The sequence below is a fragment of the uncultured Christiangramia sp. genome (assembly GCF_913046405.1).
Taxonomy (GTDB): Bacteria; Bacteroidota; Bacteroidia; order Flavobacteriales; family Flavobacteriaceae; genus Christiangramia; species Christiangramia marina.
In genome coordinates this window covers 1-22893 of record NZ_CAJWRQ010000002.1, presented here as the reverse complement: position 1 = coordinate 22893, position 22893 = coordinate 1, and the positions used below count along the sequence as shown (strand labels likewise).

Sequence of the window (22893 nt, the reverse complement as noted above, 5' to 3'; positions counted from 1 at the left end):
TTATCAATTAAATTTTAATAGTTACACCAAGACCTGGTACAAATGCACTTGACTTATAAGTTCCTCCAAAAGGCGCTCCTTCATAATCAGGAAATTCAGATGGATCTGGAGAATAAGTAGCGTATATCTCCTTAAATCTACTGTATAGGAATGCCGCATCAATAGCCACATTATCTGTCACGTTAATAGATAACCCCCCTGTAAAGTTATTGGAATCATTACGCGGAGTTTCAGGCGCGAAATATCCATCCTGCACCGGTGAACCATCGAAATAGTACCCAGCTCTTAAAGTAAAGGTTTCGTTTGCGGTATACTGAACACCAAATCTATAATTATTGGAGTCTTCGTAAGCTCTAGGATTGAAAGAATCTCTTTCAGTAGGTTGATTCGCAAAGTCTACATCCAGTGAGTTATATACATCCCAGAAAGTGCGGTTGTAATCAAAAGCAAATAACCACTTCTCATTCAACTGGTAAGAAACTCCAACGCTCAATTCTGCCGGAAGTGGCAATGTTGCATCAAATTGAGTATCGCTAAACGGTGCAAGAGGAGAATTAGGAACATTCTCGAAATCTGCGTCACCATCTTCAGCTTCTACAAGAATTTCTGAACGATAGTTTACTCCAACTCTTAGACTATCCACCGGACTCCACATTACACCTGCAGACCATCCAAAGGCACTAACATTGGAAGCATCTATAGTAACGTTGGAACGATTTCCTTCCAGGTCACTAAGAGTTCTATTAAGGTTTCTATTGAAATTAACCGAACCACTAACATAGATTGGACCACCACCTACTGCAAGGTTGTCGGTAATCTTATAAGAGGCTAACGCCTGCACGTAAATAGCAGCCAGTTCGATATCATTTACCAGGTGAGATCCCGGCCAGTCTTTTTCCCACTCTACAGTACTACCATAAGGAGTATACGCTGCAAGTCCAAGACTTAATTTCTCGTTCAACTTATAAGAGAAGTAAGCGTAGAACGGAGTTCCCACAGGGCTATCTGTTCTGGCCATCTGCCCAAATTCATCATTTTGCCATACTACATCAGAGAATACGGCACTTACACCAACAGATGCATTGATCTTGTTCTCTAGGAATACCAGCCCGGCAGGGTTGAAAAACGCCAGTTCCGCGTTGTTAACAACTGCAACTCCGGTGTGTCCCATAGCGAGACCACGCTGACCCTGTAGACTTACCCTGTAACCTCCGGCATAGGTTGTAGCCGCCGCCAACATAAACAGGCTAAGTAAAAATAGTCTTTTCATAATTTAAGTAGGATTATATTTAATATATCTTAAAATGCTCTTGCCAAAAATAGCATAAATTAGATATTATGCAACAATACATTTAAATTTATTATGCATACATAATAAAATCCCGCAGAATTAGAGAAATTCTGACACTCTAACGTAAAAATCATTCATATTCTCAGCATGAACCCAGTGACCTGCTTTCGATATAGTAGCCACTTCAGCCTCTGGAAAATGTTCTTTAATGAGCTTATGATCTGCCTCTGTAATATAATCAGACTTCTCTCCATCTATGAACAAAACCGGACCATTGTAAGTAGCTCCTGAATATAAAGCTTCTCCCAGGTTATTAATTTTCTCTTTTAAAACATCAAGATTCATTCGTAATGAAAGCTTCTCTTTGGTCTTCCAGTAAAGATTCTTCAGAAGAAATAATTTCACACCAGGCTCTTTAATATAATCCCCTAAGAAATCTTCAGCATCACCACGAGAGCTTAGCTGCGCATTATCCAGGGCCGTTAAGCCTTTAAGAATTTGTTGATGATGTGGCGCATAATATTTAGGCGCAATATCTACAATGATTAATTTCTTTACGAGTTGCTCATTTTCACATGCCGTAAGCATTGCCGTCTTGCCACCCATAGAATGACCCATTAGAAATATATCTTTAAGATCATGCTGCTTACAGTATTCCACTATATCCTGCGCCATAGAACTGTACGAAAACTCATCGCTATGCGGAGACTTTCCATGATTTCTCTGGTCGATTAAATGAACCTGAAAACCATCTTCGGCAAATTTCTTACCCAGGGTTTTCCAGTTGTCAGACATTCCTAAGAAACCATGCAATATTATTAGTGGTTTTCCCTCTCCCAGTATGATCGAATGTAACTCCATATTATTTCAATAATTTCAAATATTTCTGAATAGTTTTTTCAAGCCCCATATATAAAGCTTCGGAAATCAATGCATGACCAATTGAAACCTCATCCAGATGTGGCACATTATTACTGAAGTATCCAATATTATCAAGAGAAAGATCATGCCCTGCATTCACTCCAAGTTTGAGCTCATAAGCCAGCTGAGAACAGGCAGCATAGGATTTTGCAGCATTCTCCATTCCTTTGGCATAATCTACCGCGAACTGCTCCGTATATAGTTCAATACGATCAGCACCGGTTTCAGCAGCACCTTCAATGATCTTTACCTCTGAATCCACGAAGATCGAAGTACGAATCCCATGACTTTTAAATTCTGAAATTACTTCACGCAAATAATCGCGATGCCTTATAGTATCCCAGCCCGCATTGGAAGTGATTGCATCTTCAGCATCTGGCACCAGAGTAACCTGAGAGGGCTTCACCTCCAGCACAAGATCCACAAATTGCTGAATAGGTTTTCCTTCAATATTAAATTCGGTAGTAAGTACAGGTTTCAATTCCCTGGCATCTGCATAGCGGATATGACGTTCATCTGGCCTTGGGTGAACTGTGATCCCTTCTGCCCCAAACTTTTCAATATTTTTTGCCGCCTCCAGCACATTAGGGACATCCCCTCCACGTGCATTTCTTAAGGTAGCGATCTTGTTGATATTTACACTTAATTTCGTCATTTTCCCTTGGTTTTATTAACAAAAATACAAAGTGCAGCCTGCTTCATTGAATATTATTTTGATTAATTTGCAGAAAAGGAATTGAGTATATGAGTTTGCAGGAATACATTCTAAATGATGTGGAGATCTTGAGCCTTTCAGAAAAGATTGGAGAAGTACACAGATTATTTAATCAACTTACTTATACCCATCTTCCGGTTTCGGAGAATGGAATTTACATTGGTTGCATTTCAGAAAATGATGTGCGTTGTTTTGATAATGATAAAACGCTTGGCGATTATCGTTATGCTCTGGAAGGTTTTTTTGCCCGGGAAAGCAATTACTGGCTGGACAGCCTGGAAGCCTTTGCCCAGAACAACTCCAATATATTACCAGTTCTGAATGATGAAAATCTTTATATAGGATATGTAGAATTGAATGAAATGATCTCTTTATTTAAGGAAACACCTTTTCTACATGAGCCTGGAAACATTCTTGTGGTTGAAAAAGCATTCAAAGATTACACGCTTGGTGAGGTTAGCCAGATCGTAGAATCTAATAATGCACATTTACTGGGAACATTCGTTTCTAAAATAGAGAATGACATGGCCCAGATAACCCTGAAGATATCGCCATCTGGATTGACCGAGATCATCCAATCGTTTAGAAGATATGGGTATATTATTATTTCTGAACATCAGGAAGACACTTTCAATAAAAATTTAAAGGATAGATCAAAATATCTTGATAAATACCTGAATATATAAGTTTATGAAAATAGGTATTTACGGCCAGTTCTACCATGAAAATGCGGGTCATTACATTGGACAATTACTTAATTTGCTTGACGAAAAGAATGTGGAAGTTTTGATCGAAGAAGATTTCCTTCAAATGATCCATGATCACAATTCAATTCAGAAGGAATACCGCCAGTTTAGCGCATTTGAGGAGCTGGATAATTCATTTGACCTCTTCTTTTCTATTGGCGGAGATGGAACTATTCTCAAATCTATCAATTATATCAGAAACCTGAATATTCCCATTGTGGGCATCAACACGGGAAGACTTGGATTTCTGGCGACTATTCAGAAAGAACAAATAGAAAGCACCTTGAACGAAATTCTTGAAAAGAAATTTACGCTTTCACCACGGTCTGTGCTTACCATCGAAACGAATACTAAAGATCAGGATCCGGTTTTCTCACAGATCGCTTTAAACGAAATCGCAGTAAGCAGAAGGAACACTACTTCCATGATCACTGTGGATACCTGGTTAAATGACCAGTTCCTTACTTCTTACTGGGCAGATGGCCTTATTATCGCCACTCCTACAGGCTCTACCGGTTACTCATTGAGCTGTGGTGGCCCTGTAATCACACCAGATGCAGACTCCCTGGTGATCACACCAATCGCACCACACAATTTGAATGCGCGTCCACTGGTAATTAGAGATGGAACCAAGATCAAATTAAAGGTATCTGGCCGGGAAAAAACACATCTTGTATCCATGGATTCCCGTATCGCCACACTAGAGAATGATACCGAAATAATTATTTCAAAAGCACCCTACTGCATAAATTTCGTGGAACTAACTGAAGACAGTTTCCTTAATACGCTACGAAAAAAGCTATTATGGGGCGAGGACAAACGAAATTAAGCAATAAAAAAAATCATTTGTTGTTTATACGTATGTACAAATCTGCTCAAATTATTGCAGGGCAAGTAGAATTGTTATATTTGCAAACTTTTGAAAACCTATGAGGTACCTGATCGCATTAATCATAATGGCTTTTTTTACCGGAAATTCCTACTCTCAAAAATATGAAGTTGGGGTTTTTGCCGGTGGTGCCAATTTTATAGGAGACGTTGGGAAAACTACATTTATCCTTCCCAATACGCCCGTTGGAGGTTTTATGGCGAAATGGAATGGTAGCCCGCGACATGCATGGAGACTCTCCTTATTATACGCGAAAATTTCAGCAGATGATACAGAGTCCAATGACACCAGGAGACAACAGCGTGGTTATTCTTTTGATAACACGATTGCTGAAGCATCCCTGGGACTGGAATTCAATTTCTGGGACTTCGATCTATCTGAGCCATTACCTCAAAAAACACCTTATATATATACCGGAATCACCTATTTCAAGGCAGATCATGTCTATTTGAAAGATGGCAGAGCCGGGAATCTATCCAATGAAGGTACCAATTGGGAATTCGCTATTCCCATGGTTTTTGGTTACAAAGAGGCTATCACCGAGCATATTATTGGTGCGCTGGAAATTGGAGCCCGCTATACTTTAACAGATAACCTAGATGGAAGCTGGCCTGAAGAATATTTAGACCGAAGAGAGCCTCAACTGGAATTCGGGAATAGAAACACGAACGACTGGTATGTTTTTACCGGATTGTCATTCACATTTACATTTGGGCGTAAGCCATGTTACTGCTTTTAGATGAACTATAAAGACAATTTAAACCTTGAAAAATTACCTGCGCACGTTGCCATTATTATGGATGGAAATGGTCGATGGGCGAAACAAAAAGGTTTTCTTAGAGCTTCAGGACATAAAGAAGGCACTAAAGCTGTTAGAGACACAGTAGAAGGTTGCGCTGAGATTGGCGTGAAAAACCTTACACTCTACGCATTTTCTACGGAAAACTGGAACAGGCCAAAACTGGAGGTTGATACTCTTATGAAACTTCTGGTTTCATCGCTTAAGAAAGAGATCAAGACTCTTCAGGATAACGATATTCGCCTTCATTGTATAGGAAATATCTCCAATCTTCCGAAGAAAGCCAAGAAAGAATTACTGGATGTTATAGAAAAAACTTCATCCAACACAAGAATGACCCTTACTTTGGCGTTAAGCTACGGGAGCAGGGAAGAAATTACCAGCTGTTTCAAACAAATTGCAGAGAAGATAAGTAACCGGGAATTATCCATTGATGCTATTGATGAATCAGTTATAAATAAGCATCTTTACACCCAAAATTTGCCAGACGTTGACCTATTGATCAGAACCAGCGGCGAGCAACGCATTAGTAATTTCCTTTTATGGCAGATTGCTTATGCTGAATTGTATTTTACAAAAATCTTATGGCCAGATTACAGAAGGGAAGACCTTTTTGAAGCCATTTACAACTATCAAAACAGAGAAAGACGATTTGGAAAAACAAGTGAGCAACTCAGTTAGTGCATCCATGACAAAGAAGATTTTTACACTTTTCGCATTTTTTTTCATTTTCAGTATAGCTGCCAAAGCACAGGACCTTCCACTGGGAGATTCTAAGAAATACACCATTGGAGAAATAAAAGTTACCGGAACCACCACCTACAACGAAAAAACAGTCCTTACCTATACCGGTCTTAAATCTGGCCAGGAGCTTTATATCCCAGGTGAGAAGCTTAGAAATGTTATCAATAAACTCTGGTCGTTAGATCTATTTAGTGACATCAATTTTTATATCACCAACGTTGAGGGTAATGTAGCAGATCTTGAACTGGAGATCAAAGAAGTTCCTGTTTTAAACCAAACTACATTTACCGGTTTAAAGAAAAAGAGTGACCGCGACGAGCTTATAGATGAGAATAGCCTTAAACCTGGCACAAAGGTTACTGAAAACCTTATCACTACAACCAGAAATTATATTCAGAATAAATATAAGAAAGAAGGTTACTTCAATACAGATGTTTATATACAGACCAAGCCTGTTGAAGATACTACCGGAGCAAATAAGGTAAATATGCTGGTTAACGTGAATAAAGGAGATCGCGTTAAGATCAAAAGCATCGACTTTAATGGCAACGAACAGCTATCAGACGCGAAGCTGAAGAGAAACATGAAGAATACCAAGCAAAAGAACATAATCAGGTTCTGGAAGCGTTCCAAGTTTGTTCGTGCAGATTACCAGGAAGATAAAACTGCACTGATCAACAAATACAAAGAAGAAGGTTTTCGTGATGCTCGTATAGTTTCAGATACTCTTATTAAGAATGATAAGGAAACCATTAGCCTGAAACTGGACATCGAAGAAGGAAATCGTTATTACGTTGGGAATATCGACTATCTAGGAAACGCTGCTTATACAGACGAGCAGTTAGGAAAAGCTTTAGGTGTTGAAAAGGGAGATATTTACAACGGAGTCCTTATCGATGAAAGAATCCAGAGTAGAGAACCTAATAAAACATCGATCGCCAACATTTATCAAAACAATGGGTATCTTTTTTCCAATATCGATCTTGTAGAAACGAATGTTTACAATGATACGATCGATTTTGAAGTAAGGATCCTTGAAGGTAAAGAGGCCTTTTTTGATGAGATTAGAGTAACTGGAAATAACAAGACCAAGGATCATGTGATCTATCGTGAGATGAGAACCAAGCCGGGACAGAAATACAGTCAGCAGGCCGTGGTTTCTACCATTCGTGAATTAGGTGCACTTGGATTCTTTGATGCAGAACAATTAAATCCTGAATTTGTGGATCCAGATCCTCGAGAAGGAACTTTAAGCCTGGAATACCAGGTTGTGGAGTCAGGAGCCAGCCAGATCGAACTACAAGGTGGTTACGGTGGTGGTGGATTCATTGGAACTTTGGGACTATCCTTCAATAACTTTAGTATACAAGGCTTATTCGACAAGGATGCCTATGATCCAATTCCAATGGGTGATGGTCAAACCTTATCTCTTAGAGCACAGGCCAGTACTTTCTACCAGACCTACAGCTTATCTTTCAGAGAGCCTTGGCTAGGTGGTGAGGAACCGGTTAGTTTATCCACATCTTTTAGCTATACAAGACAGTTTCTGTTCGATTATGTTGAAAGAGAAGCAGATAAAACAAGGAGTTTTGATATTCTTGGAGTGAGCATAGGTCTTGGAAAAAGACTTAGAGAACCAGACCAGTACGCTACGATATCAAACGTGGTTGGTTTCCAGAGATATGACCTAAATAACTACAATACAGGACTTTTTACTTTTGGTGATGGTCACTCAAATAACCTTTATTACCAGTTGGGAATTGTAAGAGACAACACCGCTTTTAACCCTATTTTCCCAACTCAGGGTTCTAAATTTGATTTCAGCGCGAAGTTCACTCCTCCATACTCTCTATGGAATGGTGTAGACTACGGAAACCTGGAAAATGATCCCGAGTACCAGTTAAGAGATGATAATGGTAACCTGATCGATAATAATGGAAACAGAGTAACTTCAGAAAATTCTGTTGCAGACCAGGAGAAAGTTGATCAGAAAAAATACAACTGGCTCGAATTTTACAAAATTAAACTGGCAGGAAGCTGGTATGAGACTTTAGCCAACTTTGGTCCTAGTAGTGATCTTGTCCTACGTACACATGCTGAATTTGGATTCCTTGGAGCCTATAACAGCGAAAGAGGTATTCCTCCATTCGAGCGTTACTATTTAGGTGGTGACGGTCTTGGAGCATTCAGCCTTGATGGAAGAGAAACTATACAGTTAAGAGGTTATCCAAACCAGTCTGTTGTGCCTATTGATAGAGGCATTAATGACAGAGATGACGGAGCGGTGATCTACAACAAATTTTCACTTGAACTTAGATTCCCTATCACATTGAAACCAGCGGCTTCTATCTACGCATTATCGTTTCTTGAAGCAGGTGCGACTTACGATAACTTCAGAGATTACAACCCATTCCAGTTAAACAGATCTGCTGGTGTTGGACTAAGAGTATTTATGCCAACATTTGGATTACTTGGAATTGACTTTGGTTATGGTTTCGACGAGATCGTAGGTGGTCAGCCAGGACCTAATGGATGGGAAACACACTTTATCATAGGACAACAATTTTAAATTGGCACGATATTTTCTATATTCGATCTGAATGAAAAAAAGAATAAACTTCATATTGGTATTTCTAGTGATCGGTCTTAGTACAGCGACGGCTCAAAAGACGATTAGATTAGGGTACATTGATATGGAATATATTCTTGAAAATGTTCCGGAATACCAGGAAGCTTCCAAGCAACTGGAAAGCCGTGTTCAGGAATGGAAAGCGGAAGCCGAAACTAAAATGCGCGCTGTGGAAGCGATGCGGTCCAAACTGGATAATGAAAAAGCTCTTTTAACAAGAGAACTTATCGAGGAGCGTGAATCTGAAATTTCTTACATGGAACAACAGGTACTGGAATATCAGCAAAAACGATTCGGGCACAATGGTGATTATATGATTCAGAAGAAACAGTTGGTACGACCAATTCAGGATCAGGTTTTCACGGCGGTTCAGCAAATTGCTGAAAACAGAAATTTTGATTTTATTTTCGACCGGACTTCAGACGTTGGAATGATCTATGCAGACAAGCAGTACGATGTAAGCGAAACGGTATTAAGAACAATTAAGCGTACCGCAAATCGCGAGCAGTTAGAGGGCCGTGATGAAGTAGAAGAATTTGAACGTGAAGAAAACAGAACGGTAGAACAAGATGCTGAAGTTACCGAACGGGAAGAACTGGTAAAAGAACGCCAGACTGAACGGGAAGCATTGATCGAAGCCAGAAAAAAGGAACGGGATTCCTTAAAGGCTGCGAGACAAAAGGAATTTGAAGAAAGACGTGCAAGGATTTTAGCTGAGAGAGAACGTAAAAGGGACTCTTTGTTAAAAGCACGCGAAACTAAGAATGATACTATAAACTAAATTTAAACTTTAATTTTTAACGACGATTACAATGAAACAATTCAGAACACTTTTTATAGCTTTAGCTTTAATGATTGGCGCTACTGCTTTTACAAACGCACAGTCTAAAGTTGCTCATATCGCTACTCAGGATTTGGTACAGTCACTTCCGGAATACAAGAGTGCAATGGATCAACTTCAGAAACTTGAGAAAACTTACGATGCTGAGATCAAGGATATGTTATCTGAAGCTCAAAGCACAATGCAGCGTTACGAAGCTGAAGCTAACACAAAATCTGATGAAGAAAATCAGAAAAGAGGAGCTGAAATTCAGGCTGCTCAAAGAAGAATCCAGGAACACAGCGCAAAAGCGAGACAGGATCTTCAGAAAAAAGAAACTGATCTTCTAAGACCAGTTCTTGAGAAAGTTCGTACGAGCATTCAAAAAGTAGCCAGAGCAAAAGGATACGATTACGTATTAGACTCTACTACTGGAACAGGTGTTCTTTTAGCTGATGGTTATGATCTAACTCCAGATGTGAAAAAAGATTTAGGACTGTAATTCAATTACATTTCAATAAAATGTTTAAACTGCGTACACTTAGTACGCAGTTTTTTATTTTTAAGACCTTATGAACAAGTCTCAGCCAATTGGCATTTTTGATTCCGGCGTAGGAGGAACCTCTATATGGAAAGAAATACATGAACTTCTTCCCAACGAGCATACCATCTATTTATCTGATAGTAAGAATGCACCTTATGGCTTGAAAACCCAGGAAGAGATCATAGCACTTTCTATCAAAAATACTGAAAAGCTTCTGGAGCTCAATTGCAAGCTTATCGTCATCGCCTGTAATACCGCTACTACAAATGCTATTAAAGTCCTTAGAAGTTCTTATAAAATCCCTTTTATAGGTATAGAGCCTGCCATTAAACCAGCTGCTTTAAAAAGTACTAATAAGGCTATAGGTATACTGGCTACCAGAGGAACTTTATCAAGTGAACTCTTTGCCCAGACCAGCGAATTATATACTAAGGATATACAGGTGGTAGAAGTAGAAGGTAACGGACTCGTAGAACTCATCGAAGCGGGAAAAACGAATACTCCTGAGATGATCGGCTTACTCCAGCACTTACTCAAACCAATGCTAGATGCCAGAATAGATTACCTGGTACTTGGCTGCAGTCATTATCCATATCTAATTCCCGTTCTTCAGGAGATATTGCCAGATACGGTGAAGATCATTGATTCTGGAGAAGCAGTGGCTAAACAAACGAAGATCATCCTTGCAGAAAGGGACCTGCTTAATGATAATCCTGAAGCCATTAGCAATTCATTTTATTCAAATTCTAATCCTGATGTGCTCTCTTCTATTATTTCTTCGGGAGAGCAGAATTACAAGGTTGAAACTTTAGACTTTTAATTGTTGATCGCGGGGCATTTACAATCATAACGCTGGCGGCTTTTTCCGAAGTTATAGCCCAATGTGATCTGATGGAATCCAGTATTGCTTAGCACAAGGGAATTTAGCTGGTAACTGAAGGTGTAGCCGAAAACGAACTTGTTGTAATCTATTCCAACAAACGGAGTAATGTAGCGCAATTGCTGATTTGCAACCGCTTCACCTTCCCCGGTAACCTCAACACTTTCAAAACTGTTTCGATAAGAAACACCGCCCCAAAGTCTGCTATTATCAAGTTGATAATAGGCCTTGATATTGGCATCTATCGCCATTTCTTCGGTAGCTTCTCTGGCCTGGAATAATATGGAAGGCTCGTAACTCCAGTCACTGTTACGGTCAAAGCTAAAAACGTAGCCTGCAGAGAAAAGATATTTCCTCATATTACTTGGTACAGCATCTGAATAGAACAGATCTCTTTTTACTGATAATACGTTCTTTGCGGCAAGATGAAAATAAAGATCATTCACATAGTAAGATGCTCCAATATCTATATTACCAAAAATATCTGACTGATTATTCCCCACCAAAGGATCAAACCTTGTAAAACCACTCGTATCAAGTCTATGCTGAATTAATCCAGCACTAATACCAAATGACAATTGGTTAAGATCGACCGTACTTCGGGAAAACATAAGATGATAAGCAAAAGTAGCGTAAGCACCCAGTTTTGAATAATTCCCGTTTTCATCTCTGAACATGATACCTCCAAGTCCTATTTTATCGGTAGCTCGAATATTTAGAGCTGCGGTCTGTAAGTTAGGAGCATCCTGCACGTCGAACCATTGCGTTCTACCGGTTATACGAAGTTGATCGTAGTTAGAAGCGCCAGCCATACTGGGATGGATAAGATAAAGATTGTCGGTTAGATAATCTGAATAGGTAGGGATCACTTCCTGCGCGTTCAATGCTGGAGAATTCCACAGCGCAAACGAAGCAAAAGTGCATAAAATCAATTGATAAGAGAGCCGTGAAAGGCCTCTTTTAAGATATCCCCAAATCACCATAAAGGCTGTAAATATATGTATAACGTAGTTTTTCTTTAGTATTTTTGCCAAAAATTTTGAGATGAAAGATTTTAATATCAACATAGTCCCTACAACCACGACTTCAATTGTAAAATTTGAAGCTAACAGGTTTCTGACACGTCATGAAAATTTCGAATTTAAGAATATAGACGAAGCTAAGCGTTCACCGCTTGCCCAGCAATTATTCTATCTGCCATTTGTTAAAACGGTTTATATCGCACAAAATTTCATCGCTATTGAGAAATACGATATCGTGGAATGGAGCGACGTACAACAGGAAGTTGCAGAACAAATCGAAGAATACCTTAACAAAGGTGGCGAAGTGATCAAGGAAGAAAAGACCACCACCGGTAAAGTACCAGTGACAGTCTATGCTGAAAGCACACCAAACCCGGCGGTAATGAAATTTGTAGCGAACAAAAAACTTGTTTTGAAGTCGGTTGAATTCAAGAACATCGATGATGCGAAGAATGCACCATTGGTTCAGAAGTTATTTCATTTCCCTTTTGTCAAAGAGGTCTTTATTGATGAGAACTATGTTTCAGTTCAAAAATATGAGGTTGCTGAATGGGAAGAGATCACCATGGAACTTCGTGAATTCATTAGAAATTATATCGAGCAAGGAAATGAAGTGCTGACCGCCGAGACTATTCAAACTCAGGAAACCGAAAAGGTTCAGGAGGAAAATGATGATGCAGCCTATAAGGAACTGGACGATACAAGCCAGCAGATTATTGCTATTCTGGATGAGTATATCAAACCTGCAGTGGCCAGTGATGGAGGGAATATTCTTTTTGACAGTTACAATGAAGAAACCAAGACCGTAAAAGTAATCTTACAGGGTGCGTGTAGTGGATGTCCTTCTTCTACGATGACCTTGAAAAGCGGAATCGAAACGATGCTTCGAGATATGCTTCGAGATAAAGTACAGTATGTAGAAGCGATCAATGGTTAATCACTTTGATACTACTGCACTATAACAATAAAAATCCCTTCAAATTGAAGGGATTTCTTATTTAGTAATTGGTCTTTCTTGCTTCCCGGTAGAACTCCTGAAAGAGTTGTAGCAGATTCATAGTAGAACCAATCAGATCCTTCGTTTCAAGTAAGATTCCGAAGTAAAGCTTCGTATTCCGGGGACTCGATTCAGATGTTCTAATTCTTTCTATTTGTTTCTGAATTAGATCACTAACATAGTCCAGCAACTCCTGTTTCTCATTCAGCAGGCTATCGATTTTATTGAACTCGTTGTTGTTGAAGGTCAGCATTAGCTCATCAAAAAGGACCTGTAAGCGATCGTCCACCTTTTTAAGATCCCGAATCTGATTAAACTTCAGGTTCTTATGGTTGTTATGTACATGGTTATAACTATTCCTGGCAATAAAACTAATCGACTGCACCATATCCTGAAGGTAATCCAGGGTTAGGATATAAAACTTACTGGCCTCTACAGAATTCTCGTCAAGGGATTTAATAAAATAAAAAATATTGTCTTTGAGCTCATCAACTTCAACCTCCAGCTTTTCAATACGCTTGTAATTCTTCTTCAGTTTACTTAGATCATAATAACCCAGATGATCGACACTTTTAGAATACACCTTGTCTATACCTGCAATTACTTTGGAAATATTTTCTGAAGTTTCCGCAGTGATCTCATTGATCGTAATAATATCGCTCTTATTGAATTTCTTTTGATCCTTCTCTTTCTTCATCTCTTTAGAATGAAGAATACTACTTCTTACGACCACCACCAATGCTGCTATAATTAGAACAACCAGGGCTATGGTTCCGCCGTAAAAAATGATAGACGCGAAAATTGCAGCGGCTGTAAATGCTACGATCGCGGTTACGAACCACCCACCAATTACATTTAGCACACCTGCAACGCGATATACGGCACTTTCGCGGTCCCAGGCTCTATCTGCAAGTGAAGTACCCATTGCGACCATAAAAGTCACATAGGTAGTTGAAAGTGGCAACTTCATATTAGTTCCAATAGAAATAAGCACACTGGCTACGACTAGGTTTACGGAAGCCCGAACCATATCAAATGCCGGTGCGTCTACCCTCCTACTTTGCTTGTGAGAGTTAGGTTTACTGAATTTATTATCGATACTACTCTTTAATCCATCGGGTAAAACTGAACTTACAGCCCCGCCAATGATTACAGAATATCGTACGATTCCTCTTGAAAGCCAGTTTGGTTCAAATCTTTCTACGGAATCGCCCTGTCTGGAAAGATTGATCCCAGTATCGACCACAGTTTTTGCTTTACTGGAAAACCAGAGAGTGATTACCATAACTGCTCCGGCACAAACTAACAAAAGTTCTGGAGTATTGACTTTACCAGAAAGACCGGTCATCAAAAATTCTGATGGCAATGCTCCGGTTGCACTGTAAGCGGACTGCCATAGATCGAAAGATTGCCAGGCGGCAATGGGAACCCCAATGAAATTAACAAGATCGTTTCCTGCAAATGCAAGTGCCAGTGCAAAGGTTCCAATAATAATGATGATCCTTAGGATATTCAGCTTTAGCACACTCATTAGAAACTGTGAGATAAGCGTAAATGCTACAAAACCTATTAATACAATAAACCAAGTGTTGTCATTAATATATGTTAGTGTTTCCGCAGAGATAAAAGAAACACTTTTCAAACCTTTAATTACTATAAAGTAGAGTATAGAAGTAAGTGAGAAACCACCAAAAGCGGCGCCTGCATATTTTATTTTTTTCTCGAATTGGAATGAAAATATAAGTCGGGATATGTATTGGACAAAAGCTCCAACTATAAATGCAATGACCACGGCGAGCAAGATCCCAATAATGATCTCGGTTGCTTTAGAAGAATTAATATAATTCTGCAGTAAACCAAGATCGCCATTATCCTGCGTATATATCTTAATCACTGCCATACACACGGCAGCACCAAGAAGTTCGAATACAATGGATACAGTTGTGGAAGTAGGTAATCCAAGTGAATTAAAAAAGTCCAGCAATAACACATCGGTGATCATTACGGCCATGAAGATGATCATAATCTCTTCAAAGTAGAATTCTCCCGGCATGAAAATCCCTTTTCGGGCAACCTCCATGAGTCCGCTGGAAAATATGGCACCCACGGCGACTCCAACACTGGCTATGATCATGATCGTTCGCATAGAGACCGCTTTGGATCCTATAGCTGAATTCAAGAAGTTCACGGCATCGTTACTAACCCCAACTACAAGATCTGTAATAGCAAGGGCGAATAGCGCCACAAGCATCACAATGTAAATGTCTTCCATATGTTAGATCTGTTTTCAATCTGCAAAACTGTTATAATTTAACTGAATTACAGGGGTGTTAAAGTTATTAAAAGATTAATAATATCCGGCAGCTCCCGCCACAATCGCCTTAATTTTAGCTTCCTGTACATCAAACCCATCAAATTAGAGCTATGAAAAAACCTGATTATACCAACCAGCTTATCAATGAAAGCAGTCCTTATCTTCTACAGCATGCACACAATCCGGTAGATTGGCGTCCCTGGAATGATAAATCCCTGGATGAAGCAAAGGAGAAGAATCAACTACTGCTAATTAGTGTAGGATATTCTGCCTGTCACTGGTGCCATGTAATGGAGCATGAGAGTTTTGAAGATGCTGAAGTAGCTGCAATTATGAATACCAACTACATTTCTGTAAAGGTAGATCGCGAGGAAAGACCAGATGTAGACCAGGTATATATGAATGCGGTACAGGCAATGACCGGGATGGGAGGCTGGCCAATGAATGTCGTAGCCTTGCCTGATGGAAGACCGGTTTGGGGAGGCACCTATTTTCAAAAGGATCAATGGAAATCTGCACTTACCCAAATTGCGCATTTATATGAAAATCAACCAGAAAAACTCCTGGAATATGCTGAAAAACTGGAAGAAGGACTTTCTCAAATGCAGATCATTGAGATTCCGGAAAATAAAAAGAAGTTAGAGAAGTCTCTATTTGATGGGATCATCTCAAAATGGAAATCTGTTTTAGACCATAAAAATGGCGGGTATAACAGGAGTCCGAAGTTTATGATGCCCTCCAATTATGACTTTCTTTTAAGGTTCGCCCACCAGGAAAAAGACACAGAACTTTTAAATTATGTACAACATACATTTGATAAAATATCGTGGGGAGGAGTTTATGACCCTATCGATGGAGGTTTTTCAAGATATTCGGTGGATGAAAAATGGCATGTCCCGCATTTTGAGAAAATGCTTTATGATAATGCGCAATTAGTAAGTTCGTATGCGAATTTGTATAAACTCACCAGGAATAAATGGTATGCCGATGTAGTTGAGAAGACGCTGGAATTCGTGGAAACTGATCTTCAGCACCAATCAGGAGCTTTTTACTCGGCACTCGATGCTGACAGCAAGAATGGTCAGGAACATTCTGAAGAAGGTGCATATTATGTCTGGACAAAGGATGAGTTGATGGAAATTCTGGAAGATGATTACGAATTGTTTTCTGAAGTATATCGTATTGATGCCTTCGGAAGATGGGAAAAGGATCATTACGTGCTCATTAGAACTAAGAGCCTTGAGGAGCTTTCAGCTAATTTAAATTTATCAAAGGAAGAATTAAGCGATAAATTGAAAGCACTTCATGAAAAATTAGGGTCTGAAAGATCTAAACGGGCAAAACCCGGACTTGACGACAAATCCATCACTTCCTGGAATGCGATGATGATCAGCGGATATTGCCATGCTTTCCAGGCGCTGCAAAATGAAAATTATCTTGTAAAAGCAGAAGCTGCTATGGATTTTATTTTGAAGAACTTAATTCAGCCGGACGGCAGACTTTTTCATACATATAAAAACGGAAAAAGTAGTATCAATGCTTATCTCGAAGACTATGCTTTTGTGATTCAGGCTTTACTGGATCTATATGAAAGCAGTTTCAAAGAATACTTCCTGGACAAAGCACAAGAATTACTTGAAATTGTGGAACATGATTTTAAGGATGAGAAGACCGGGCTGTTTTACTTTACTTCATCCAAGGACCGGGCGTTAATCAATAGAATAATTGATGTACAGGATAATGTGATTCCTGCAGCCAACTCAGTAATGGCACATAATTATTATAAGCTTGGTAAACTTACAGGCAAGATTGACCTAACTAACAGGTCAGAAAAAATGTTGCAGGCTGTGCTTCCCGGTATTACCGACTATGCACAATCCTATTCGAACTGGTTGCTTTTATTACTTAATTTCACACATCCTTTCTACGAGATTGCTATCACCGGAGACAATTCAGTAGAACTTGCAAAAGGATTCCAGGAACAATATTTACCTCACAAAGTATTGGCAGGCTCTAAAACCGAATCTGATTTCGGAATTTTAAAGGATCGGCTTAAGTCTGGAGATTCATTGATCTATATTTGCGAACATGGAAATTGTCAGCTTCCAGTGCATAATCTAAGTGAGGCATTGGGGCAGATGAATTAATTTTAACATAAAATAAACAGGATATAGTCTCTATTTTTTTAGAATAGGGGCTTGAACTTAAATTAGAAAAAAAAGGAATGGACAAGTTGAACAACTACGGCGAAATCGCTAAAGAATACGCTAACAAATTTATCGATTACCTCCCTACGCTAATCGGTGCGATCGTGCTGCTGCTTGTAGGACTTTGGGTAATAAAACTCATTGTAAAATATTTAAAGAAACTATTCGACAAGAAGGACTACGATCCAACACTGGAAAAGTTTACTGTCAACGCTGCCAGCTGGGGTCTTAAGATAATGCTTTTTGTACTTGTCATCACACAGCTTGGCGTGGAGAGTGCATCGCTTGTAGCGGCAATTGGTGCTGCTGGTCTTGCTATTGGTCTTGCATTGCAGGGATCGCTATCCAATCTTGCCGGTGGAGTGCTTATAATCGTTCTAAAACCATTCAAGGTTGGAGATTGGATCGAAGCTCAGGGAGTTTCTGGTAGTGTTGTAGAGATTTCTTTATTTTACACGAAACTTGATACGTTCGGAAACCAGAGAGTAGTAATTCCTAATGGTGAACTAAGCAATGATAATATAACAAATTACAGTTTCAACAAAACGCGTAAGGAGAATCTAAGCTTCGGGATTTCTTATGATGATGATATCAAGAAAGCGAAGGAAGTACTTACCAATATGGTAATGGAACAGGAGAAAATCCTGAAGGATCCAGCACCGCAGATCATAGTTTCAGAACTTGGAGACAGTTCGGTAAACTTCTCTGTTCGATATTTTGCTGAATTGCCAGACTTCTGGGACCTGCACTGGTATATGATCGAGGAAGGTAAGATTAGACTTGAGGAAGCTGGAATGACCATTCCTTATCCACAAAGAGATGTTTACCTGTATGATCAAACTAAAATGAGAGGAACTGAAAGAGAGAAAAGATCGGCAGAATAATTCTTAACCGATCATAAAGTCTTTGAGATAATAGGGCTCAAAATAAGCGACATCTTCGGTGTCGCTTATTTTGTACTTTACCTCAGCGATCTCTGCCATTTCTGAAGCCGAAGGAAATTTTTGTTCGTGAAAAACGGCATTTTCAGAAGAGATGATCTCCCTGAATTTTGCCACTCCATTTCCAATAAAATGTACTTTAGATTTTTGAAGATATTCCGCAAAAGAGCTTTCATCTAAAATTTCAGCATTGGTATCACGAACCTGGTTTAGATCTTCAGAAAAAACAGCAGCATAGACTTCCATCCTTCTGGCATCCAGCATAGCGATCTTCATTCCAGGTTCATTCTTTAATTGATGCACGAGCAGATTCAGCGTAGGAACCGAGATCATTGGTATATTAAGAGAAAAACATAATCCCTTGGCAGCAGAAACTCCAATTCTTAAACCTGTATAAGAACCTGGTCCTTTGCTTATTGCAATTGCGTCCAGATCCTGAAGGGTCTTCCCGGCATCTTTCAATACATCCTGAATGAACAGATGTAGCTTTTCAGCATGTGAATAACCTTTGGTATTATCTTCTTTAAGACTGATTAGTTTCCCACCAAGAGAAAGACCAACTGAGCAGTTGGTCGTTGCAGTTTCAAGACATAATATAGTTGCCAAATCTTTAGAATTTATTCAGCCTCTTCTTCCTCCGTCTTTTCTTTTTTCACCTCGATATCATCTCCGGTATTAAGATTTTTAGTAACGGTGTTGTAAGGGCCAGTGATTACTACATCACCTTCTTTCAGGCCATCTGTGATCTCAATCTGAGAATCATCCTGAATTCCGGTTTGCACCACGCGAAGTTTAGCTTTTTGTCCGTCTTTTACAAATACACATTCAAATTTTTCAGTTCCTTCAGTAGCAGGAGCGGTTCCGTATGTCTTTTTAGTCGCTGTAGTATCAGATTTAATTACGATTGAGCTAATTGGAACTCCAATTACTTTCATTCTCTTATTCGTAATAATATCCACTGTAGCAGTCATTCCTGGTCTGAATGGAGAGTAACTCTCCGGTTTCCCTTCCATGAGATCCATGTAAGACTCCTTTAGAATACGAACTTTCACTTTGAAGTTAGTTACCTGATCTGTGGTTAGTGTATTATCTGCAGTATTGGAAATTTCAGTAACGATCCCTTTAAAATCCTTACCTAAGTATGCATCTACTTCCACGATCGTAGAATCTCCCACCGCAACTTTTACGATATCATTTTCATTCACATCAACCTCAACTTCCATATTGTCAAGATTGGCTACCCGAAGAATTTCGGTTCCGGCCATTTGCTGAGTACCAACAACTCTTTCTCCAAGCTCAGCATCCAGTTTTGAAATCGTACCGCTCATTGGAGCATAAATATTGGTACGTCCAAGATTATCGGTCGCTTCGGTTACCGTAGCTGCGCTACTTTGCATGCTGTAGTAAGCAGATTCTTTATTAGCTTCTGCCATCTCATAATTAGAAACGATCCCGTCCCATTCAGCTTTTGAGATCACGCCTTTATCGAACAAAGTTTTGTTACGGTTATAATCTGCTTCAGCTTGTTTCAAACTAGCCTTTGTCTGTGCAAAATTAGCCTGAGAATTAGAATAACTTGCTCTGGCTCTCTGTACGCTAGATTGGTATATATCAGGATTTACTTTTACCAGAAGGTCACCTTTTTCCACTAATTGACCTTCAACTATTGGTAATTCAATGATCTCTCCCGAAACTTCAGAAGAAAGTTTTACCTCTACCTCTGGCTGAATTTTACCTGTTGCCGATACGGTTTCGATAATATCTACCGGTTCAATTTCAGTGATCTCCACTTCTTTGATGTTGACGGAACTACCGAACCAACCAGCTTTTTTACCTATAACTAGTGCAACGATTAAAACGATGATGATCCCAAGGATGATGAAAAGCTTCTTCTTATTCATTATTTACAGTTTTAAATCCCTAACCGGAATTCCAAAATAAAGTTCTACAACTTTTAATTTAAAAATATAATCGTATTTAGCTCTTAGAGCCTCTCTTTGTGTATTCTCAAAACGAATCTTCGCCTGGCTAAAATCGAACGCGTTGGTAAGACCAACATCGTAGCGCTCTGTAGCATACTCAAATGCTTTCTCCTGTGCTTCGGAAGCTACCAAAGCAGCTTCATAGGCTTCAAAAGCTCCTTTAACATCTGTATAAGCCTGGTAAACATTCGCTTCCAGATCAAGTTCAGCCTGCTCCAACTGGAATTCAGCTCTTTTCACATTGATCTGATTTCTTTTTACGGCATTTCTGGTAGCAAAGCCATTTAAGAATGGAACGCTTAACTGGAAACCATAACTAATCCCGTCATTTCTATATAACTGATCAAAAAATGGCAACGGACTTCCTATCGTTGGTATCGTATTAGGAGCAACCACAATCTGTTCTGTATCCTGCACCAAACCAATCTGCCTTGTAGGTTCGGTTGGGTCCAGCACTGCTCCGGTGATTCTTCCCTGTCCGGTTTCCCTGGTATTATAGTTAAAGAATGCTCCTAAAGTTGGCAGGTAAGCTCCTTTAGCCAATGCAACATCCTGCTCTGCAAGATCTCTGTTAGCTTCCGCAATTTTTAATTCTGAACGTTCTTCTTTTGCTTTCTCGATCACATCGTAAACAGAATTCGCAAGAATCTCATTTCCGAATACCGCGTAATCACGATCTACAATATCAAAATTTTGATAGTCTCTAATCCCTAAAGTTTGTGCTAACCCAATAAGCGATATTTGTATTAGGTTTTCAGCAAGAATGATTCGTTGCTTCTCATCTGCCATGGTAGCTTTAATCTCCAGAAGGTCACCCTGAGGCAATACTCCTGCTTCAACCAGATCCTGAGTTCGTGTTAATTGTTCTTTGGTAACTTCATTCTGAGCCTGTAGAACATCAAGATTTTGTTTGCTGAACAAGACCTGCAAGTAGGCATCTGCAACGAACAAGGCGATATCATCCTCCATTTTATCAAGCGAATACTGGCTGGCTAATCTCGAGATCTTAGCTCTTTGCAATTGTTTGAAATTTCGAAGTCCGTCAAAAATTGTAAGACCTGCAGTCAAGTTAGCAGAGAAGTTTCTCACTGTTTGATTCTGAAGGATTCCCGTGGTAACATTCTGAGTAAGACCCGTATTCCATGCATTGGTAGCCTGGCCGTTGATACTTGGAATAAAATTACCCAGTGCATCCAATTTCTCGATTTCGGAAAGTTCAAGATCAAGTTCAGATTGTTTAACCTGAATATTATTTTGCAATGCGTACTCCACACATTCTTCCAGTGTCCACTCTTTCTGCTGCGCATTCATCATTCCGCAGAAAAGAAAAAGGGTAACAAGTAAACTATAATTCTTCATAATATAATTCTGTATGATATGTCTGTAAAAGGTACAGGTTGTTACACCTAATAATTAAATTCTAGTTTTGAGCAATATTTGTAGGTGCTTTGAGCTGGTTCCAAACCTTGATCTTATCGCCCATTTTCAGGCCTTCAGTCACCTCTACATTAATTCCGTCACTTACTCCAAGTTCAATTTCCCTGCGTTCAAATTCCTGGTCGCCGGTCATGATCTCCACATATGGCTTCTTGGTCTCATCATCAAATTGCACAAGCGCTTCCTTGATCGCAAGTACGTTTGTGGCTTTGGCAAGAATAATGGATGCATTCGCACTAAGCCCCGCTCTAATAAATGTGGTATCTGCTTTATTCAGAGTCCCTTTGATCTCAAACTGTATCGCACCATTCTCCTCTACTCCTTTTGGAGCAATATAATCAAGTACAGCATCGAATGATTTATTTTCAATTGCACCAACGGTCACTTCAAGCGGAAGATCTTCCTTGATCTTTCCAACTTCACTCTCATCAACTTTCCCTTCAAAGATCATCTCGTTCACATCGGCCAGCGTTGCGATCGTAGTCCCATCGTTAAAATTGTTACTTTCAATCACCTGGTTTCCAGTCTTCACAGGAACATCCAGCACCATTCCCTCTACCGTAGAACGAATTAGTGTATTTGCAGCACTTCCAATTCCGCTGGTAGTCCCGGTTCTTACGATCTCGTAATTCTGTTGTGCTGAACGATAGTTTTGCTCACTTCTCTGGTAAGAAACTTCCGCAGCATCATAATCATTGGCAGAGATCACGCCTTTATCATAAAGCTCTTTCTGTCTTTGATAAACTTTCTTTTCGTTATCAAGGTTAATACGGGCAGTTGCCACGTTATCTTTCGCGCTTTGCAGTGATGATACATTTGGTATAACGCGTATTTTGGCAATTAGATCCCCTTGTTTGATCTTATCACCAGCCTCGATATATATTTCATCGATGATTCCTGAAATATTTGGCTTAATAAGCACTTCTTCCTTCGGAACAATTTTTCCGGTAGCTACAGTTTTCATAATAATAGTTTGTTCTGAAGGTTCCTCAGTTTGATAGACAACTGGATCTTC

Annotated in this window: 20 protein-coding genes; 11 read left to right on the top strand and 9 right to left on the bottom strand. The window is 39.5% G+C overall.

The features are described 5' to 3' along the window. Nucleotides 1-7 precede the first annotated feature (7 nt). From QZ620_RS00475 to QZ620_RS00465, 3 genes are all read right to left on the bottom strand, one after another. The gene (locus tag QZ620_RS00475) at nt 8-1270 is read right to left on the bottom strand and encodes an outer membrane protein transport protein (RefSeq protein WP_295177927.1); all 1263 of its coding nucleotides are present in this window, start codon (nt 1268-1270) and stop codon (nt 8-10) included. Nucleotides 1271-1390: 120 nt separating this feature from the next. Further along, nucleotides 1391-2152: an alpha/beta fold hydrolase gene (locus tag QZ620_RS00470; protein ID WP_295177924.1), complete on the bottom strand. Its 762-nt coding sequence runs from the start codon at nt 2150-2152 to the stop codon at nt 1391-1393. Between the two features lies 1 nt (nt 2153). Further along, complete coding sequence (locus QZ620_RS00465; RefSeq protein ID WP_295177922.1) at nt 2154-2867, bottom strand: pyridoxine 5'-phosphate synthase; 714 nt, start codon at nt 2865-2867, stop codon at nt 2154-2156. A gap of 89 nt (nt 2868-2956) precedes the next feature. Here QZ620_RS00465 and QZ620_RS00460 point away from each other — a divergent pair, with 89 nt between their 5' ends. The 8 genes from QZ620_RS00460 to murI all read left to right on the top strand — a co-directional run bounded on the left by QZ620_RS00460 (nt 2957) and on the right by murI (nt 10918). Then, the gene (locus QZ620_RS00460) at nt 2957-3613 is read left to right on the top strand and encodes a CBS domain-containing protein (protein WP_295177920.1); all 657 of its coding nucleotides are present in this window, start codon (nt 2957-2959) and stop codon (nt 3611-3613) included. A 4-nt stretch (nt 3614-3617) separates the two neighbouring features. Continuing rightward, a complete protein-coding gene (locus QZ620_RS00455) occupies nt 3618-4502 on the top strand; it encodes an NAD kinase (protein WP_141878731.1) in 885 nt (294 codons plus the stop codon). A gap of 100 nt (nt 4503-4602) precedes the next feature. Beyond that, nucleotides 4603-5301: a DUF6089 family protein gene (locus QZ620_RS00450; RefSeq protein WP_295177917.1), complete on the top strand. Its 699-nt coding sequence runs from the start codon at nt 4603-4605 to the stop codon at nt 5299-5301. Then, nucleotides 5302-6042 (top strand): isoprenyl transferase, encoded by a 741-nt coding sequence (locus QZ620_RS00445; RefSeq protein WP_295177915.1) that lies wholly within the window; start codon nt 5302-5304, stop codon nt 6040-6042. A 7-nt stretch (nt 6043-6049) separates the two neighbouring features. Next, nucleotides 6050-8674, top strand: coding sequence for a POTRA domain-containing protein (locus QZ620_RS00440; protein ID WP_295177912.1), 2625 nt, complete (start codon nt 6050-6052; stop codon nt 8672-8674). A gap of 31 nt (nt 8675-8705) precedes the next feature. After that, nucleotides 8706-9515, top strand: coding sequence for an OmpH family outer membrane protein (locus QZ620_RS00435; protein ID WP_295177910.1), 810 nt, complete (start codon nt 8706-8708; stop codon nt 9513-9515). A 31-nt stretch (nt 9516-9546) separates the two neighbouring features. After that, nucleotides 9547-10056 carry an OmpH family outer membrane protein gene (locus tag QZ620_RS00430; RefSeq protein ID WP_295177908.1) on the top strand — a complete coding sequence of 170 codons (510 nt, stop codon included), beginning with the start codon at nt 9547-9549 and terminating at the stop codon, nt 10054-10056. Nucleotides 10057-10126: 70 nt separating this feature from the next. Next, a complete protein-coding gene (gene murI / locus QZ620_RS00425; RefSeq protein ID WP_295177906.1) occupies nt 10127-10918 on the top strand; it encodes a glutamate racemase in 792 nt (263 codons plus the stop codon). Here the strand turns inward: murI and QZ620_RS00420 are convergent. Beyond that, a complete protein-coding gene (locus QZ620_RS00420; protein WP_295177904.1) occupies nt 10915-12012 on the bottom strand; it encodes a type IX secretion system membrane protein PorP/SprF in 1098 nt (365 codons plus the stop codon). The genes murI and QZ620_RS00420 overlap by 4 nt on opposite strands. A 10-nt stretch (nt 12013-12022) precedes the next feature. On the opposite strand from QZ620_RS00420, the gene QZ620_RS00415 reads away from it, so the two are divergent. Beyond that, nucleotides 12023-12937 (top strand): NifU family protein, encoded by a 915-nt coding sequence (locus tag QZ620_RS00415; RefSeq protein WP_295177903.1) that lies wholly within the window; start codon nt 12023-12025, stop codon nt 12935-12937. Between the two features lie 61 nt (nt 12938-12998). On the opposite strand, the gene QZ620_RS00410 is transcribed toward QZ620_RS00415, so the two are convergent. Continuing rightward, the gene (locus QZ620_RS00410; protein WP_295177901.1) at nt 12999-15269 is read right to left on the bottom strand and encodes an inorganic phosphate transporter; all 2271 of its coding nucleotides are present in this window, start codon (nt 15267-15269) and stop codon (nt 12999-13001) included. A 152-nt stretch (nt 15270-15421) separates the two neighbouring features. Here QZ620_RS00410 and QZ620_RS00405 point away from each other — a divergent pair, with 152 nt between their 5' ends. Together QZ620_RS00405 and QZ620_RS00400 are read left to right on the top strand one after the other, a co-directional pair. Then, nucleotides 15422-17458: a thioredoxin domain-containing protein gene (locus QZ620_RS00405; RefSeq protein ID WP_295177899.1), complete on the top strand. Its 2037-nt coding sequence runs from the start codon at nt 15422-15424 to the stop codon at nt 17456-17458. Nucleotides 17459-17535: 77 nt separating this feature from the next. Further along, nucleotides 17536-18402 carry a mechanosensitive ion channel domain-containing protein gene (locus QZ620_RS00400; RefSeq protein ID WP_295177897.1) on the top strand — a complete coding sequence of 289 codons (867 nt, stop codon included), beginning with the start codon at nt 17536-17538 and terminating at the stop codon, nt 18400-18402. A gap of 3 nt (nt 18403-18405) precedes the next feature. Here QZ620_RS00400 and tsaB read toward each other — a convergent pair whose 3' ends face one another. The 4 genes from tsaB to QZ620_RS00380 form a co-directional block, all read right to left on the bottom strand. After that, nucleotides 18406-19065: a tRNA (adenosine(37)-N6)-threonylcarbamoyltransferase complex dimerization subunit type 1 TsaB gene (gene tsaB, locus QZ620_RS00395; RefSeq protein WP_295177895.1), complete on the bottom strand. Its 660-nt coding sequence runs from the start codon at nt 19063-19065 to the stop codon at nt 18406-18408. Nucleotides 19066-19076: 11 nt separating this feature from the next. Further along, complete coding sequence (locus QZ620_RS00390) at nt 19077-20360, bottom strand: efflux RND transporter periplasmic adaptor subunit (RefSeq protein WP_295177893.1); 1284 nt, start codon at nt 20358-20360, stop codon at nt 19077-19079. 3 nt (nt 20361-20363) lie between these two features. Next, entirely contained in the window at nt 20364-21800 is a 1437-nt protein-coding gene (locus QZ620_RS00385; RefSeq protein WP_295177891.1) for a TolC family protein, read from the bottom strand. 61 nt (nt 21801-21861) lie between these two features. Next, nucleotides 21862-22893: efflux RND transporter periplasmic adaptor subunit (locus tag QZ620_RS00380; RefSeq protein WP_295177889.1), on the bottom strand; the 1032-nt coding region annotated here is incomplete at its 5' end.